Source organism: Paenibacillus sp. 79R4, assembly GCF_013393165.1.
Lineage (GTDB): Bacteria > Bacillota > Bacilli > Paenibacillales > Paenibacillaceae > Fontibacillus.
Genome location: NZ_QJOT01000005.1, coordinates 1 through 17231, shown reverse-complemented (window position 1 = coordinate 17231; position 17231 = coordinate 1). Strand labels below are relative to the sequence as shown.

Below are 17231 nucleotides of genomic sequence, written 5' to 3'. Positions count from 1 at the left end.
TGATGTGGTGGCGGAATAAGTAGACGCTGGCGAGTGGATGCTCCAGCTGCCAAGATCGCAACTTAGCGGCTTGATCACTCGAATAAGGTAGAGCATCATGCAAGGTGCAAATCCTTGCCCACATCTTTAATACGGTAATTCTAACCTTTTTATAGCCGCTGCCTTCGGGTGGCGGTAATTTTATTTGAAAAGAAAAACAGCCCTAGATGGGGGCTGTTTCGGGTGATGGAACTTAGAATCGCGGCAGACTTAAGAGATTATCTTTGGTTGTTGAATTGCCTTTTGTCCGGATATAAGGGGCTCGTCCAGTCGGATGGACGGACTCCACTACGGCATGAGAACCTGCAGAAGTGGTGTAATAGTACTCGAAGTTAGAATCGATGTACTTAACAGCCTGTTCGCGGGTTTCGATGGTTCCGTCAGATAATTTTATTTTTTCGATGTGTTCTGTTGATGTTGATGAATTATCTGACATGCTAATTGCAACTACATGAGACGCCATTTAACCTTCCACCTCCTTCCAAATACCTATACGGCATATTTTGGAATAGGTTTCAATAGAATATCTCAAAAAGAGGAGGATTACTCTTGGATTTAGGAGATTGGATCTTTACAGCACATAACGGAAATAAAATAACAGGCTTTATCACAGATATGGCTGGAGATTGGGTAGACATTTTTGTTACCATTCCACAAAGGTACGGGACTATTACCAGACCAATTTCAGAAGTCTGGACTCATGATGATAAAGACGTAGTTCTATCTCCGGATGATATCCCAGCCTTAATTGATTTATCTTTGCAAATAAAAGACGAAGAATGGTTCCGAAAGTGGGCGCATGAGTTGTCATTATGGAGACCTGCTTCGGAATTAGAAAATCTGATTAGTCGCCAATAGGCGGCTTTTTTTATTTTACAAAACAACACTAACCAAATGCTGGAGGTGGTGGAGGTGATCTGATGGCAAGAGCGCGAAGCCCAAATAGAAATAAAGCGAGGGAATTGTGGTTAGGAAGTGGCGGCGATATGAAATTAAAGGATGTGGCCGCAGAGCTTGGACTAACCGAATCACAAGTAAGAAAGTGGAAGAGTCAAGACAAATGGGATGACGATTTAAAAGGTAACGCTCCTATAAGTAATGGTAACGTTACTAAACGCGGCCCAGGCGCTCCTAAAGGCAATAAGAATGCTGTAGGCAACGAAGGTGGCGCGCCAAAAGGAAACGATAATGCCGTTACTCATGGATTCTTCAGGAAGTACTTTCCCGAGGATGCGCTTGAAATAATGGAGCAGTTGGCCGAACGTTCGCCGCTTGATATGCTTTGGGATCAAATAACGATCCAATACACAGCGATTATCCGGGCGCAGCAGATTATGTACGTTCGGGATAAAGAAGACATGACCAAGGAAGTCAAAAAGACTGAAACGGTGGATACTGATGGTTTCTCATCAGAAAAAGAAGAATGGGAAATCCAATTTGCATGGGATAAACAAGCGACTTTCCTAACGGCTCAGAGTAGGGCCATGAGTACGTTGCAAAGCCTTATTAAGCAATATGAGGATATGTGTCGTCAAGGCAACGCAGACGAGGAACAGCAGCTTAGAATCAAGAAGATCAAAGGCGAGGTTGCGTTACTGGAACAACAGGCAACTAAGGATGACGATAAACCGATCGAAATCGTGATTAAGCGCAAGGGTGAACGCTCATGACAGAAAAAGAGGTAAACCCACACTTTGAGGATTTCTTGTTTGATTGGCAACATAAATTCTATTTTCTCGTTGGTGGTTACGGATCTTCAAAAAGCTATCATGTTGCACTTAAATTAATACTTAAGCTGCTGGAAGAGAAGAGAACGGCCCTAGTTGTTCGTGAGGTATACGATACTCATCGAGATTCAACATTTTCTTTGTTGGAAGAAATCATTATTGATTTAGGACTAGAGGGCAAAGTTAGGCCCATGTCGTCACCAATGCACATCAGGTTCCCAAACGGCAGCAGGATAATTTTCAAAGGGATGGATAAACCAGCAAAGCTAAAATCCATTCACAACGTATCTATCATTTGGATAGAAGAGTGTTCGGAAGTGAAGTATGCTGGCTTTAAGGAGCTTATAGGGCGTCTGCGTCATCCTAAGTTGCCGTTGCATATGATCCTATCCACAAATCCAGTGAGTACGTCCAACTGGTGTTACAAGTTCTTCTTTAAGGACAAGATGAATGTCGTTCTTGATGACGAAGAACTATACCGGGATCGGGTTGTAATTGTTAAGAACACTTATTATCATCATTCGGTTGCTGACGATAATTTATTTCTTCCATTGAGCTATATAGAACAGTTGGACGAGTTGCAAATACATGACCCTGATTTGTATAGAATCGCCCGCAAAGGCCGATTTGGTGTGAATGGTAGATTGGTATTGCCTCAGTTTGAAGAACGGTCACATGATAAAGTTATGGAAGCAATATCACAGATTAAAAGCCCTGTGAAGCGTGTAGGAATGGACTTCGGATTTGAAGACTCTTATAACGCTTTATTAAGAGTGGTTGTAGATCATAAGGAGAAAATCCTATACATCCATTGGGAGTATTACAAAAACAAGATGACAGATGATAGAACAGCAACTGAGATTATAGAGTTTAAAAAGACGAGGGAACTTATTCGGGCAGATAGTGCAGAGCCAAAAACAATCGCATTTTATCGACAAATGGGATTTAATATGCAGCCAGCTAAGAAGTTCCAAGGATCGAGAGCGCAGTATACTAAAAAGATTAAGCGGTTCAAAAAAATAATATGTTCCAGTAACTGTACGAATACCATATCGGAGTTAAAGGACCTGACATACGCCGTAAATAAGGACGGAGAAATTATTGAAGATGAATTCAATATTGATCCGCATACGTTTTCGGCTATTTGGTATGCACTTGATGATTATGAAGTAGCTGACCTTAAAGGATATACAGTAACGGTTGGAGATAAATATAAACTGGGGGTGAGATAACTTGGCAATTATACGAGATAGGTCATTTATGGCATCCGACGGTTCAGTGCCGATCGAGTTGCTTATTTCTTGTGTCAAAGAACATCAGAATAGTTTGGGCAGATTTGAAAAGCTTGATGAATATTATCGAGGTGAGCACGAGATACTCAAACGTCCAGAGAGTCAGACTGGATTACCGAATAACAAACTGGTGGCTAACCATGCAAAATACATTACGGATATTGCCGTAGGATATGTACTTGGTAATCCGGTCAAGTATGATAATGTCGACACGATCGTCGAACATTATAAAAATCTTGATATGTCATCACACGATAGTGAGATAGGAAAGGACTTGTCTATATTCGGGATTGGTTTAGAACTTTATTATCTCAGTTCGGATGATAAGCCAGTGCCAAAGGTGACTTGCATCGACCCTCGTCAGATATTCTTAGTAGTAGATGACACAGTAGAATACAAGTCAATGTTCGGAGTGCACTATTACAAAAAAATGGACATTGATGGATCTCAAGACGGTTACAAAGTGTTTGTATATACGGGGAATACGATTACGGAGTACGACACTAGCGATTTAACAAATGGCTATAAGGAAGTGGATAGTAAACCTCACTATTGGAGTGCAGTTCCAGTAGTTGAGTTCTGGAATAATGAAGAACAAATGGGCGACTTCGAAGGTGTGTTGACGCTCATTGATGCATACAACACTTTGGCTAGCGATCGGCTTAATGACAAGGAGCAGTTGGTTGATGCAATATTAAAGATAACAGGCATGAGTTTTGGAGATGACACAGATGAAGCATCCAGAACTATTAAGCTACTCAAGGAAATGAAGGTCCTGGAAATGCCTTCGGAAGGCGCCGATGCAAATTGGTTAATCAAACAACTTGATGAAGGGCAAGTTGAAATACTTCGTAACGCCATTAAATCAGACATTCACGAGTTCTCGATGGTGCCTGATTTAACAGATGAGAACTTCGCAGCTAATGCATCTGGCGTGGCTATGAAGTATAAGCTTTTCGGACTTGAACAATTAGCAGTCACCAAGGAGCGTTATTATAAGCAGGGTTTACGTGAACGGATTGAAATGTTTGGTCAAATAATGAAGGTTAAAGCGCAATCCATTGATGTGAGTAAGGTCAAGATAACAATGACGCGTAACCTTCCAGCAGATGATATGGAGACGGCTAACATGATCTCACTACTCAGCAATGATGTTAGTAGAAAAACATTAACTGGCCGACTCTCCTTTGTTGACGATCCGGAAGAAGAAGACAAGAAACTGATGGCTCAAAAGAAAGAGGATTTAAAACTACAACAATCCGCATTCGGTATGCCGTTTGATGAGAATGACCGCATAACAGGTGAGGACGATGTTGCAGCGGAGTAACACCTATTGGGATCGTCGGGCAAACCAGCGAATGGCCGAGTATCACCGCCAGGCAGAACAGACGATACATTCAGTTAACCTGGCTTATGACAAAGCTTTACGCGACATAAACAGAAGCATTAAGAAGATCTTCGAAAAGTATGTTAAGGACAGTCGATTAACGCGTTCTGAAGCAATGGCGTTATTAAATAGTCCAGTACCACGGGCAGAGTGGGAAGCAATCAAAGCACAATATGAGCAAGTCAAGAACCCAGAAATAAGACGGAAACTTCTTAATATCTTAAATGGTCCTGCATATTCGGCGAGAATAAACCGTTTAGTAGCTTTGAGGATGGATATTTACATCAAGTCAAAGATTCTAATGGACGCGGAAGTAACTCAGTCATCAGCCACTTTTACCAGGGTTACGGACCAAGCTTATTACAATTCCATGTTTGACCTACAGCGTGGCTTAGGCGTGGCCTTTGAGTTTGCATCACTTTCAACGAGGACGGTCGAAGAGATACTTCGAAATCCATGGTCTGGAGAACACTTCTCGGAGCGTATTTGGAAAAATACAGATAGGCTGGCTGAACAGGTTATTGAAGTCGTTACGGGTGGCTTTGAATCGGGTATAAGCTACAAGAAAATGGCGAACCAGTTGGCTGCACGTATGGAAGTTGGTAAGTTTGCTGCGTCTCGACTAATACGGACGGAAGCGACTTACATGGCTAATGCAGCAGAGATAGAGTCCTACAAAGAGGCTGAGATTGATAAATACATGTTTGTTGCTACCCTGGACATGCGTACTTCTCATATATGCCAAGATCTTGACGGACAAATATTTCTTGTGTCTGAAGCAAGAGCGGGTGTAAATCTGCCAAGTATGCATCCATTCTGTCGATCAACAACACGGGCTATTCTTGACGCTGATGTCGAGGCTAGACTACAGCGGAGAGCGCTTAATCCGATCACTGGAGAGCTTGAAACCTTGCCTCCGGGAATCACGTACAAAGAGTGGAGAGCAAAACTAGCTAACCAACATGGTACTGACAGGGTTGCAGCAATGGAAAAGATGGTTAAGAACCAATCTACCGACAAAATGCAGTATAATGAGTATAAGGAACTTGTTGGCAAAGATACAGGCTCTAGTTTTTCTTCATTCCAGGATGTGAAGTATTTGAACCCTGGTAGATGGGCCGCTCTAAAACGTCAGGTTAACACATTTCGCAAGATTAATGATGGCCACTACTCAGATGCATACAAAGATCGGCTACGTGATACTTACCGATATTTCAAAGAGAGCGGGCATGAGTTTACAATTCACGCTCTGAACCGAGTTGAGGGGCCGAAAACAGGAAAAGGTAAAGTATCATTTGCCAGAGAAGATGTTAAGTCGCTGCTTAGTCAATCACCTAATTATCGGCAGCCAGATGGAAAACTGGTATATTACCAAAACGGATTATCTGCGGTTCAAGCGTCTGATACCGGAGAGATAGTCAGTATAGTAACCAGGGCTAAAGCCCGTTCAGATTGGGAGGCGTTATAAGTGTCCGCCGTGACAGACATATTGAATAGAATTAGGCTCTTTGTGGATGGCGTTACAGACGCCGAGGAATTTTCGTTTGATTTCCCGAATGACTTGGCGGATGCCTACACCGATCTGGAACGAGATAACAAACCGTTAGCCGCATTGCTGAATGACGAATTACCTGATATATGCGCAAACTATGAGGCGGACGAGGTAGCAAGACTAGGTGAACCAGATTTGTTAGATGAAATACAGTTCAGACGGAAAGTCAAAGAGGTTTATGAAAAAGCGAATAAGTTGATCTAATAAGCACTCTCGAATTATGAGGGTGCTTTTATTATGCCTGAAATGGGGTGGTGTTTATGTCCGATGGCGTACTAATCACTTTGATTATTTGTTTAACGTTGGTTGTTCTGAATCTGCTTGGTCGTAAGCGTAAATAAATTTTGTCCAAAACGTGCCGATGACATTAAAAGCTGCATGGAAATAGCCGACGGGCGTTAATCGGGAGGTATACAATGACACATTTTTTAAATAGACCGTTACGCATGAATCTGCAATTATTTGCTGCTGACACAGGCGGAGATGGTGGGGCGAATGGTGGTGATGGAGGAGCGGCAGCAGACGGAGAAAACAATTCTTCTGAAGGTAAAGGCGCTGGCACCAAAATTACCTTCACGGCAGAACAACAAACCGAAATTGATCGCATTTTAGGTGAGCGATTGGGCAAGGCACAATCTAAATGGGAAAAAGAATACCAAGACAAGCTCGAAGCTGCCAAGACTGAGGCCGAAAAGCTCGCAAAGATGAATGCTGACCAAAAAGCACAATATGAACAAGAACAACGAGAAAGTACATTAAAACAACGTGAAACAGACATTACACGTAGGGAGCTTCGTGCAACGGCACTAGAAACACTAGCAGAAAAGGGCTTGCCAAAAGGGTTGGTAGAGATATTGGACTATACAGACGCAGACAAAACAAATGCTAGTATTGCGGCGGTTGAAACAGCGTTTAGAGAAGCGGTCGAAAATGGCATAAATGAACGCCTAAGGGGCGAAACACCACGATCTGGAGCTGGTGCAACTGGCGTGACAGACCCATTCACAGAGCGGTTGAAAAAATATAAATAAAAAGGAGCATGACACATGTCAACAAATAACAATAACCAAACAGCTAGAAGCTATCAAAAACAATTTAAGGATTTTTTGCAAGCGGTTTTCCGTACGCAAGCTTATTTTGGAGATTTTTTCGGTGGTGGTATCGAAGTATTAGACGGGGTGCAACACAATGCTACAGCTTTCTCCCTTAAAACATCTGATATTCCTGTAGTAGTTGGTGATAAATACATCACAGACCCTAATGTTGGTTTTGGGACGGGCACATCTAACTCTAGCCGCTTTGGTGAGCGTAAAGAAATCATCTACACAGATACAGACGTGCCTTACACATGGGGATGGAGATACCATGAAGGTATTGACCGTTTTACAGTTAATAACGCGATGGAGTCAGCTATTGCAGACCGTTTAGACTTGCAAGCACAAGCAAAAATGAAACAATTTAACGAAGCTCACAGCAAGTTTATTGCAAGTGTTGCAGGGTATACAAAACAACTAACAGGCTACACCAACGACGCTATACTAGCATTGTTCAATGACTTGTCCAAGTATTTTTTAAACATCGAAGCAGTCGGCACAAAGGTCGCCAAGGTTAATGCAGAGCTTTATAACGCTATTGTGGACCATCCGCTAATGACATCGGGCAAGCATTCTGCTGTTAATATCGACAACAACAATCTGCCAATGTTTAAAGGGTTTGTCATCCAACAAGTGCCAGATGCGCAACTGCAAGGTAATAACGTCGCTTATGCTTACATCACAAATGTGGGTAGAGCGTTTACAGGTATCAACACAGCACGCGCGATCGAATCAGAAGATTTTGACGGCGTAGCGTTGCAGGGTGCTGGAAAAGCAGGCGAGTTTATCCTAGACGATAATAAAAAGGCGGTTGTTAAAGTAAATAAGGACAACACTCCAGAAGGGTAAGGTGTAAGGCGTGGCTACTTACAAAGTCTTGCAACAGTTTAGAGACAAAGAAACGAAGGTTATCTACGAGGTTGGTCAGGAGATTGAAATGACAGTGAAGCGAGCTGACCAAGCCATTGCCAATCTCAAAAAGTGGGACGGAACCTTCTTGGAGCGTGTTCAACAGGACGGTGATGGAAAAGGTGGATCAACTACAAAAGCTGAAGATTCAACTGGGGATAAAGCAGAGTGACGATAGTCAAGATGATGAACTTAAATTACTGCTAGATGATGTTGAAACTGATCTTTTAACATGGACTAACCGCACTGAACTGCCTGTAACCTTAGATTCTACACAGCGTCAAATATCCGTTATCCGTTACAACAAACAAGGCGTAGAGGGAGAGTCCAGCCATTCCGAGGGTGGTATAAGTCGCAGTTTTGATGATCTACCTAAAGGATTGCAGGACTCTATCCTGCAAAAGCGCCTTGCTAAGTTGGTGACATATCAATGAGGCTGATTAAGCGAGATCAGAAGGAAGTTGTATTTAAAGAGCGGATACCCATGAAAGAACCGGACGGTACGCCTTATGAGGAATGGTCTCAAGATAGTCTTAAGATCAAAGGCAACTTACAACCTGCTGGCGGCAAGGTTATGGCTGAACAATACGGCGAGCGACTTGGTTATATCATGGTCATGTACTGTGAGTTCACACCAGAATCGCTGAAGATTCTTGAAGAGTATAACAGCCAAAAGAAGGGATTCGGGGCGTGTGTTTATGCTCCTCATGATTCGGAGCCCGATTACAAAATAGTGGCTATACGAGGCTGGCGCCATGTGGTTATTGAACTGGAGAAGGTGATCTGATGGCTAGAGGCGGCATGAAGAATATGGACCGTTTGCTACGGAAGATTAACCGTCTTGGTGGCGATGTAAAAAAAGAATTGAGAACTGGTGTGGCGCAGGGAACCAAGTTAATACAAGGCGATGCTAAGGACAATGCTCCAGTTGGAGATGGACAATTGCAAAATAGCATCAAGGAAGAAGTTAAGGATGTAGACGCCAACACAATACAGGGCCGTGTATTCACCAACCTTGAACATGCTCCATATGTTGAGTTTGGTACAGGCCCGGTTGGACAGGCAAATAACGCCGATCTGCCGCCGGATTTACGCAGTAAAATAACATATCGCCAAGATGGTTGGTGGATACATGAATCTCAAATTGATGCTGCAACCGCTGAAAAATATCACTTTTTCAAGGTCGAAACTGGCGAAGGAGTTTTTTACTACACAAGAGGCATGAAACCACAACCTTATATGTATCCAGCAACTCAGGCGCGTAAAGACGATGTCCCAAAGGTGATTGCTGCACACCTGAATAAAGCATTACAGCGGCTCGGAGGTGGTGCTTGATGTATGATGTTAAACCGCAGATACTGACGCTACTAGAGACTATTCCAGACGTAACAGTTGTTGGTGAATATCCGAAGTCTTTTGCAACTTTACCACTAATCAGCTTCTATGAGTTGAGTAATAGTGAGAATAAACCAACTTTGCCGGGGTTGCTTACCGAAATTAGTGTTCAGGTAGATGTGTGGAGCAAGAGAAGTACAGGCGCTATAGCGCAGCAAGTTAACATTTTAATGAATAGTATTGGTTTTCGGCGTCAGATGTCTGCTGATATTTCAGACCCATCCGGTGTTAATCGAAAGACAATGCGTTTTCGTGGTGTTGTTGATGCTCGAAGCGAGCGTGTAACACAATAAAAGGAGAGTGAAATAAATGGCACAAGGCTTACTTACTAAAGATACGGAGTTGCAATACAAAAAAGGATCTGCGTTTGAACGGATTGATTATCTGATGTCCGTTCCTGAACTTGGTGGAGACCCGGAACAGGTTGAGGTTACCACACTTCAGGACAGTGTTCGCAAATACATTCCTGGTATTAAGGACCCAGGTGATTTGGAGTTTCAGTTTTTGTACGACAATGAGGGAGCAACGAGCAACTTCCGTATTTTGCGCGGAATGCAGGAAGATGGCAAGCCTGTAGACTTTAAGGTTGTATTCCCGGATGGCACAGAGTGGGGCTTCACAGCACTCGTAAACGTCAAGATAGATTCCGGTGAAGTGAATGCAGCTTTAACATTTACCGCAAGTATGATGCTGCAAAGCGAGTTTGAAGTAACTAATCCAACAGGACCTTAATTAAGCGCTCCCTTCTCGGGGCGCTTTTTAATTTGAAAGGAGAATGACTAAATGAGACACGCAACTTGGAGAGTGGATGGACAGGAGTACAAATTGAGATTGGGAGTTTCAGACTCAATGAATCTTGAGAAACGTTTGGGCCGAAACCCAATGGATTTGCTTATGGGTATTCAGGAAGGGAAGCTGCCGACTTTGACTGCTTCCTTGGCTGTAATTCAAGCGTCCATGACGAAGTTCCAACATGGCATTACCGCGCAGGATGTTATCCGCATCTACGAACGTTACCTCGATGCAGGTAATTCCTATACAGACCTACTCCCGGTTATTATGGAGGTTTTTGAAGTATCAGGTTTTTTCAAGAGCGATCCGGTGCTGGATACGGCGGAGAACGAAGCGCTGGAGGAACCGGAGAACGATCTAATCCTATAAGTTTAGCTGATTACTTCGAAGAACTTTTCCCGTTAGCTTTGGAAATTGGCATAGACCGGAATGACTATTGGGATATGACGCCGTGGGAGTTGGAGAGGGTTATTGCTGCAAAGCAGAAGCAACGGAAAGAAGAGATGCAACTACGTGCAGTTATTGCTTACCAGCAAGCTGGCTTAACGGCTGTTTTGGTCTCTAAATCATTAGGATCTAAACAAAAGGTGCCTGATATCAAAAAAGCATTTCCGGGCTTTTTTGACGATTCGGAACAAACGATAGTACCAGCAGAGCCAGGGAAGAAACCTTTCAGGCAACAAGACTGGCGCATCATGAAGGCGCGTATGGAAATGTACGCTGCCGCCCGCAGAAAGTGGGGTGAGAAAAAACGTGGCAATAACGATCGAGGAACTACAAGTGCTGATCACGGCCAAGACCAACGGCCTACAGAAGGCGATGGCGGCGGTGACGAATCGGTTTAAAGGTGCTGAACAGGCAGCGCGTGATGTAACCGCCGCTGTAGATACCCAAGGTAAGCAAGCCGCTGACACTAGTAACAAAATGAAGAGTCTAAGTGAATCGCTGGCTAATACAAATCAGCAAATTGAACTACAGAAACAAAAGATAGCCGGACTTAAGGCTGAACAAGCAAATCTAACCGCTGTAGCTCAACAACAAATGCAGGCATTAGAGAAAGAAAGCTATAGCCTTGAAGAACAGATTCGCAGCACAACGGAAAAGCTAGGAGCAATGAAGGCTGAACAGGCCAAGGCAATGAGTCCTGTCCATGCCGATATGATGACTGAGGAGATTTCTCAGGTAGAGAAGTCGTTGACAGATTTAATCGCTAAAGCTGATGAAGTCGGCAACAAAATGGCTGACCTGGATGCTTCGGGCGGAAATCAAAAATTGCAGCAGAGTATTGCGAAAGCCGAAGGTACATTAATCAGCTTAGAGCAGCGGGCAGATAGTACAAGATCATCCATGGAAAAACTCATGATAGTACCGATAAAGCCAGCTAAGCAAACAGTAACGGCTGTCCAGGAAGTTGATAAGGCTGTTAAGGAAACGGGCAAGAATGCACGAAAGACCAGTAACCAGTTTGTATCCGCATTTAAACGGATTGCGAAACAGGTACTGGTCTTTGCTTTGATTTACAAGGCCATCCGTGGAGTAAGCAAGTATATTGGGGATAGCTTAAAAACCAATGAACAGTATGCAGCGTCTCTTAATGCCATCCAAACGAACTTACGTGTCGCTTTTCAGCCAATCTACCAAGCCATATTGCCAGCCATTAACGCCTTTATGAATGCCTTGGCGAAGATTACGGCCTATATAGCAGCTTTTATTAGTGCCCTGTTTGGAAAGACGTACAAACAGTCATATGATGCTGCAAAAGGGCTGGAATCGGCTAGAAAAGCAATGGCTGGCTATGGTAAGGCCGCCAAGAAGTCGGGGAAGGATGCAAAGCTTGCTATGGCGAGTTTTGACCAACTTAACACCCTAGACTTCTCCAAAGATTCTGATAAGGATTCCGGTGGAGCTGATGACGGTTTTTCTATGCAAATGCCAGACATGGATATCGATGGTATTCAGTCAAAAATGGACAAGTTGGCAGCAGGCGTTAAGTCTACGTTCGATAAAGCTTGGCAGGGCGTTAAATCTGGATGGGATTGGACGGTTAAAACGTTTGGCCCCTCGTTCCAATCGGCATGGAGTGAAATTTCCCCGACCCTGGATCGCTGGAAAGAGCAGTTCAAAACCATGTTTGAGGATGTTAAGTCCTTGGGCGCACCTTTGGGTGAATGGTTTAAAACAGACTTAGTTAAAAACATGCAAGAAGGCATCCAATTAGCGGGCCATGTTTGGGCTGGTTTATCGGACAGTGCCCAAAAAGTCGTAGCCAGCTTGTGGGAGGCCGTTTTCCCCATCTTGGATAAGTTTGTCACCGAAGGGCTGCCACGAATATCAGAGTTTGTTACGGGAGCTCAGGAGATTTTCCGAAAAATGTTTGATCTTGTAAAACAAATCTTTGATGATATCTGGCGTGATGCGGTGGATCCAGCTATGAAACTGGTCTCCCAAATTATCCAGGACACTATGGACATCGTTTATGAGTGGTGGGATAAGTGGGGCAAAAAAATCGTCGATAAACTCAAAGAAGCACTTGACGGAATTAAAAATCTTTGGAGCAACCTCTGGGATAATTTCCTTAAGCCCTTTATTACCAATATGCTCAAAAAGCTTGAGGAGCTTTGGGATAAACATCTAAAGGGTCTAGTAGAGGAAGTAGGAAACTTTGTAGGCAAACTGGCTTCGGCGGCTCTGGACATTTTCAATAAATTTATACTTCCTATTGTCAACTGGTTGGTTAAGACACTTGGCCCAACATTTTCGGAGGTATTTACCTTCTTGGGAGGCGTCCTTGTTACTGCGATAGGTGCTGTCATTGACTTTACCAAAGGGATTATAAAGGCGCTTGGTGGACTTATGGACTTCATCGCTGGGGTATTTACGGGTGACTGGAAGCGCGCTTGGGAAGGTGTGAAAACAGTGTTTTCCGGTATATGGGATGGTATTGTTGGCATCCTTAAAGGCGCGGTAAACATTATCATTGATGCAATCAACTTCTTAATACAGCAACTCAACAAAATCAAGATTGATGTTCCTGAATGGGTCGGTAAAATACCCGGAGTTCCTGATGATATCGGAACTATTGGGTTCAGCATCCCAAAAATTCCGAGATTAGCGGTAGGTACAAACTATGTTGCCAGTGATGGCCTTGCCTATCTGCATGAAGGCGAGGCGGTTGTGCCGAAGCGTTATAACCCGGCTGCGGGCGGCGGTGGTGACAATAAGGAAACCAACGCATTGCTAAAACAACTTATTCAAGCGGTTAAGGATGGGGCTACTGTTGTCATTGGCCGCGATGAAGTAGGCAGAGCAGCGGTTGGATATATGAATGATTTCCAACGACAAACTGGACGTCCTGCTATTTCATTGTGAGGTGATGTGTGATGGAAATTAAGATAAATGGGGCAGAAATAGCGGCTTATCCTGCTCCTGACGGCTTTACAGTCACCACGCTTGACCTCGATGACGGAGAGGCGTCTGGACGCACCACAGACGGCACCATGACCAGGAGTCGCATAGCAGTAAAAAGACAAATTCAAATGAGTTTTTCTGCGTTACCATGGAAAACAACATCGGCTTTACTTCAACAGGTAAAGGACGAGTATGTGAATGTAACCTATCCCGATCCTATGACAGGCAAGTATGAAACTAAGAGTTTTTATGTGGGAGATCGTCCCGCATTAGTAGCGTTGGAGGATTTTGACGGTACTCTATGGTGGTCTGGAGTACAATTTACGCTTACTGAGCAGTAAGGAGGTGGTCATGTGTGGACAATACCTGCATCCTATATACAATTTATGAGACGCCGTAATCTTACTTGGGACATGAAAGTAAACATAGAAGGCGTAGACTATGGCCGTGATGTTGTCATGGACTTTACAATTGATCGGCGTCTCACAAGCGGGGATGCGTTTGAGATTGGAACCGTGAACCTCGGTAAGCTTGAAATGAAGCTGAAATTACAGAAGGAATTACCTTCTAATGCAAAAATCATTCCGTATTTGGCTCTGGATACAGGGAGTTTAAGTTGGGAAGAAGCGAATATACCTTGGCAAGAAGCTAATTTTCCCTGGAATGGCGGTAATTTAGGCTGGATTCCCATGGGTGAGTTTTATGTGGATAGTCGGGAACGGGTAAAAAACATATGGGTATATACTTGTTTTGACAGGCTCTATCTAGCGGATGGGGCCTTTTTATCAAATTTAACCTACCCAGCAAATATGCAGGCCGTTTGGAATGAGATATGTACCAGACTTGGATACACCTTTGATAGTAGCGTAGTGATAAATCCAAATTATAAGATACCTGCCGGACCAGCAGGCTTCACGATGCGGCAGGTAATGGGATTCATCGCCTCAGCCAATGGAGCAAGCGTCTATATGGGCCGCGATGGAGTAGTTCGGTTTAAAAGATTCATGGCGAATCAATCAAGTCAATTTGATATGACCGAAGCTGATTATTTTCGGGCCAAGTTAACCAATCCGCTAAGAACGTATCGCCGGGTAGTAGTTCAGTATGACGGTGAAGACGGTATTCATTATGAGGCTGGAAATGGTAGCGAGGCTGAAACGCTATATGTAGATAATCCATATGCTACTCAAGCCATGGCTAACGCTTTACTTGTACAATTAAACGGATTCAGTTATATGCCTATGGAGATGGATTCAAGAGGTTATCCGCATTTAGATCCTGGGGACGTAGTTCAGTTTGAACAGACTCAATCAATGGCTTGGCAGGACGCGGATATCCCATGGCAGGATGCACACTTCCCATGGGATGGGAAATATAGGCATCAAACCACTATCCTAGTCCAGTCCTTTACTTATCGTGGTGGATTAGTCCTTAATATGCAAAGTCCTTCCATCAGCGACCAGCAATCTGAATTTCCTACGCCGGGTACCATTACGCAAGAAATTAACCGGATGAACCGGGAGGCTGTAAAGCTTGGACGTCAGTACTACGGCGTGGGATTTTCTCGTGAAAATGGGTTTCAACTCAACCGTGAAGATGGATTGTCTGAAGTTATTTGGAACTCGGACGTAATGGACTGGAAAGTTAATGGGCAACGAGTGCTATACTTAGATGCTCAGGCCAAGAAACTTAAGTTTGCAGGTGATTTAGAAGCGGCAAACGGTACGTTTAGCGGCAACTTACAGGCTGCCGGGGGCACGTTTACCGGAACGCTACAGGGCGTGGACGGTACATTTTCAGGTTCGCTTCAGGCTGCAACGGGAACGTTTAGCGGTAATTTATCCGCAGCTGGCGGCACGTTCAAGGGGAATTTATCTGCTGCCGGAGGAACCTTTACAGGAACACTGGTTGGGGTAGATGGTACATTCTCAGGGACTATTACAGCTTCAACTATTATAGGCTCTGAGATCATGACATCATCCGGTGGTTACCCAAGAGCTGAAATGAGCAGTTCAAACAGAATGTTCTCTGTGTGGTCCTCAAGCAACACAGGAATTGAAATGAGATCAACGGGATCTAATTACCTTTCCGAAATGCGGTTTTCAAACGGAGGTTCATACGCAACAATGAGCCTTCCAAGCTCAGGAACAGGTTTGCTATTAGACGGATCATCATCTCTGACGGCAGAATTCAGCAATATCTATCTTCGTGGGTATAACAGCGTAACAGTTCCAAGTTGGAGCACCTTCAGATCCACGTATGAAGGAGAATCAATCAGATCGGCATTAGATAGACTGGCTATAAATCTTACTTTTGACAATACTACAAGAAACTTAAAACTTTGGAGCCAAGGAGGTTCTTTACTTGCCCAAGTGAACATCCCAAAATAAACTTGAAACTTTTGTCGAACATAACCGATAATAGGTATAAGAAAATTTTACCTTAGGGAGTGTTTGCTTTGAAAAAGTTTATAGCGGGGTTTATTGTTAGTGCGTTATTGTTTGGGGCAATCCCGGCTTTTGCTGATGGAGTAAAAAGTATCTTCGGAGCTAAGGTTACAGGCATCTATACAGTTCAAAAGCCAAACGGTGAGAAGGTAGCCGAAGGAGCAGTGTTAAACGGTTCGGCTTACGTTCCAGTAAGGGCCATGTCGGAGGCAGTTAATAGACCATTGACTGTAGATTCGAAAAAGAAGGTGATTATTCTGGGTGATACTAGCGGTTCAGTTTCATCTTCTTATGATGAACTAAATATTAAAAAAAATGCGCTGCTCGATAAGTTAAAAGTGGCTGAAACAGCAATCAATGAATATGAAACTGATGTGATTCCAAGAGCGAAAGATAGAGTAGAAGGAGCAATTAATGAGGTAGAAAGAGATCAGAAAACCGAATTTCTGAATGAGAGAACCAAAGAACTTGAACAATACAAATCCGAATTAGGTGATCTCCAAAAGCAACTCGCCGAGATCGACGCTAAGATCGCGGAGCTTGAAAAATAGGGCTTACACATACTAATATTACATGGTACTATATACACAATTAAACCAGTTATTAGGAGTGTGTATAATGCTTTATTTTTTATGTTTTCTGCTACCTCCACTTGCAGTCTTGTTCTGCGGTAAACCAGGTTCATTTTTATTAAACATTCTACTTTGTATTTTGGGTTACATTCCAGGAGTAATTCATGCGCTTGTGATCGTCAATAGTCACAAAGCAGATAAACGTAATAAGGAATTAATCAGAGCTATTGATCGTAGTCGAGGTTATTAAAATCTATCAAAGGTCTCTCCAATGGAGGGGCCTTTTAATATGCCCGGAAAGGGTGATGTCCAATTGAAACAGTTTATTGACGACATGATCCATATGACGGAAGGCGAAAGACTAATAGCCTATTGGTGGTTGTGGCTGCTAATTATAGTCGCTGTGTCGTTACTCTATTTGAAAATCGGAAGAAAAGGGTGAAGGAAGAATGGATGAACAACAGGTAAAGGAAATCGTTAGACGTGAGACGGAACACCTTGAAAAGAGAATCGAACAGCTTGAGCGTGATTTGCTTTTGACAAAGCAGCATACAACCCAAGCCGTTCAATTAATGGCCGATCAATTTTCAAGAGAATTGAACAATTTGCTAGAGAAA

22 protein-coding genes are annotated in these 17231 nt (G+C 43.4%); 21 read left to right on the top strand and 1 reads right to left on the bottom strand.

Annotated elements, in window-relative coordinates:
* Positions 1–232 precede the first annotated feature (232 nt).
* Positions 233–502, bottom strand: a complete 270-nt coding sequence (locus DMN77_RS08050; RefSeq protein WP_179014360.1) for a DUF3892 domain-containing protein — start codon at positions 500–502, stop codon at positions 233–235.
* A gap of 86 nt (positions 503–588) precedes the next feature.
* Here DMN77_RS08050 and DMN77_RS08045 point away from each other — a divergent pair, with 86 nt between their 5' ends.
* From DMN77_RS08045 to DMN77_RS07945, 21 genes are all read left to right on the top strand, one after another.
* Positions 589–897, top strand: coding sequence for a hypothetical protein (locus DMN77_RS08045; protein ID WP_068779651.1), 309 nt, complete (start codon positions 589–591; stop codon positions 895–897).
* Between the two features lie 62 nt (positions 898–959).
* Positions 960–1709: a phage terminase small subunit gene (gene terS / locus DMN77_RS08040; protein ID WP_179014358.1), complete on the top strand. Its 750-nt coding sequence runs from the start codon at positions 960–962 to the stop codon at positions 1707–1709.
* Positions 1706–2998, top strand: a complete 1293-nt coding sequence (locus DMN77_RS08035; RefSeq protein ID WP_179014356.1) for a PBSX family phage terminase large subunit — start codon at positions 1706–1708, stop codon at positions 2996–2998. The genes terS and DMN77_RS08035 overlap by 4 nt, the downstream gene beginning before the upstream one ends.
* Before the next feature lies 1 nt (position 2999).
* Complete coding sequence (locus DMN77_RS08030; RefSeq protein WP_179014355.1) at positions 3000–4385, top strand: phage portal protein; 1386 nt, start codon at positions 3000–3002, stop codon at positions 4383–4385.
* The gene (locus DMN77_RS08025) at positions 4369–5913 is read left to right on the top strand and encodes a minor capsid protein (RefSeq protein WP_179014353.1); all 1545 of its coding nucleotides are present in this window, start codon (positions 4369–4371) and stop codon (positions 5911–5913) included. The genes DMN77_RS08030 and DMN77_RS08025 overlap by 17 nt, the downstream gene beginning before the upstream one ends.
* Positions 5914–6201, top strand: coding sequence for a hypothetical protein (locus DMN77_RS08020; RefSeq protein ID WP_179014352.1), 288 nt, complete (start codon positions 5914–5916; stop codon positions 6199–6201).
* Positions 6202–6413: 212 nt separating this feature from the next.
* Positions 6414–7028 carry a DUF4355 domain-containing protein gene (locus DMN77_RS08015; RefSeq protein ID WP_179014350.1) on the top strand — a complete coding sequence of 205 codons (615 nt, stop codon included), beginning with the start codon at positions 6414–6416 and terminating at the stop codon, positions 7026–7028.
* 15 nt (positions 7029–7043) lie between these two features.
* Positions 7044–7940, top strand: coding sequence for a phage capsid protein (locus DMN77_RS08010; protein ID WP_179014348.1), 897 nt, complete (start codon positions 7044–7046; stop codon positions 7938–7940).
* 10 nt (positions 7941–7950) lie between these two features.
* Positions 7951–8172, top strand: coding sequence for a hypothetical protein (locus DMN77_RS08005; RefSeq protein ID WP_179014326.1), 222 nt, complete (start codon positions 7951–7953; stop codon positions 8170–8172).
* Positions 8123–8434 (top strand): phage head-tail connector protein, encoded by a 312-nt coding sequence (locus DMN77_RS08000; RefSeq protein ID WP_179014346.1) that lies wholly within the window; start codon positions 8123–8125, stop codon positions 8432–8434. Before DMN77_RS08005 ends, DMN77_RS08000 begins: the two co-directional genes overlap by 50 nt.
* The gene (locus DMN77_RS07995) at positions 8431–8787 is read left to right on the top strand and encodes a hypothetical protein (protein ID WP_179014345.1); all 357 of its coding nucleotides are present in this window, start codon (positions 8431–8433) and stop codon (positions 8785–8787) included. Before DMN77_RS08000 ends, DMN77_RS07995 begins: the two co-directional genes overlap by 4 nt.
* Complete coding sequence (locus DMN77_RS07990) at positions 8787–9335, top strand: HK97-gp10 family putative phage morphogenesis protein (protein ID WP_179014343.1); 549 nt, start codon at positions 8787–8789, stop codon at positions 9333–9335. Before DMN77_RS07995 ends, DMN77_RS07990 begins: the two co-directional genes overlap by 1 nt.
* Positions 9335–9688, top strand: a complete 354-nt coding sequence (locus DMN77_RS07985; RefSeq protein WP_179014341.1) for a hypothetical protein — start codon at positions 9335–9337, stop codon at positions 9686–9688. The genes DMN77_RS07990 and DMN77_RS07985 overlap by 1 nt, the downstream gene beginning before the upstream one ends.
* Before the next feature lie 16 nt (positions 9689–9704).
* Complete coding sequence (locus DMN77_RS07980; protein ID WP_179014339.1) at positions 9705–10127, top strand: phage tail tube protein; 423 nt, start codon at positions 9705–9707, stop codon at positions 10125–10127.
* Between the two features lie 51 nt (positions 10128–10178).
* Complete coding sequence (locus tag DMN77_RS07975) at positions 10179–10556, top strand: DUF6096 family protein (RefSeq protein ID WP_179014338.1); 378 nt, start codon at positions 10179–10181, stop codon at positions 10554–10556.
* A gap of 74 nt (positions 10557–10630) precedes the next feature.
* Complete coding sequence (locus tag DMN77_RS07970) at positions 10631–11032, top strand: hypothetical protein (protein WP_179014336.1); 402 nt, start codon at positions 10631–10633, stop codon at positions 11030–11032.
* Positions 10941–13556, top strand: a complete 2616-nt coding sequence (locus tag DMN77_RS07965) for a phage tail protein (protein WP_179014334.1) — start codon at positions 10941–10943, stop codon at positions 13554–13556. Before DMN77_RS07970 ends, DMN77_RS07965 begins: the two co-directional genes overlap by 92 nt.
* A gap of 11 nt (positions 13557–13567) precedes the next feature.
* A complete protein-coding gene (locus DMN77_RS07960) occupies positions 13568–13936 on the top strand; it encodes a DUF6711 family protein (protein ID WP_179014332.1) in 369 nt (122 codons plus the stop codon).
* A 12-nt stretch (positions 13937–13948) separates the two neighbouring features.
* Positions 13949–15985 (top strand): bactofilin family protein, encoded by a 2037-nt coding sequence (locus DMN77_RS07955; protein ID WP_372775575.1) that lies wholly within the window; start codon positions 13949–13951, stop codon positions 15983–15985.
* Positions 15986–16053: 68 nt separating this feature from the next.
* Positions 16054–16593 carry a kinetochore Spc7 family protein gene (locus tag DMN77_RS07950; protein ID WP_179014331.1) on the top strand — a complete coding sequence of 180 codons (540 nt, stop codon included), beginning with the start codon at positions 16054–16056 and terminating at the stop codon, positions 16591–16593.
* A gap of 67 nt (positions 16594–16660) precedes the next feature.
* Positions 16661–16864, top strand: coding sequence for a YqaE/Pmp3 family membrane protein (locus DMN77_RS07945; RefSeq protein WP_179014329.1), 204 nt, complete (start codon positions 16661–16663; stop codon positions 16862–16864).
* Positions 16865–17231: the final 367 nt, after the last annotated feature.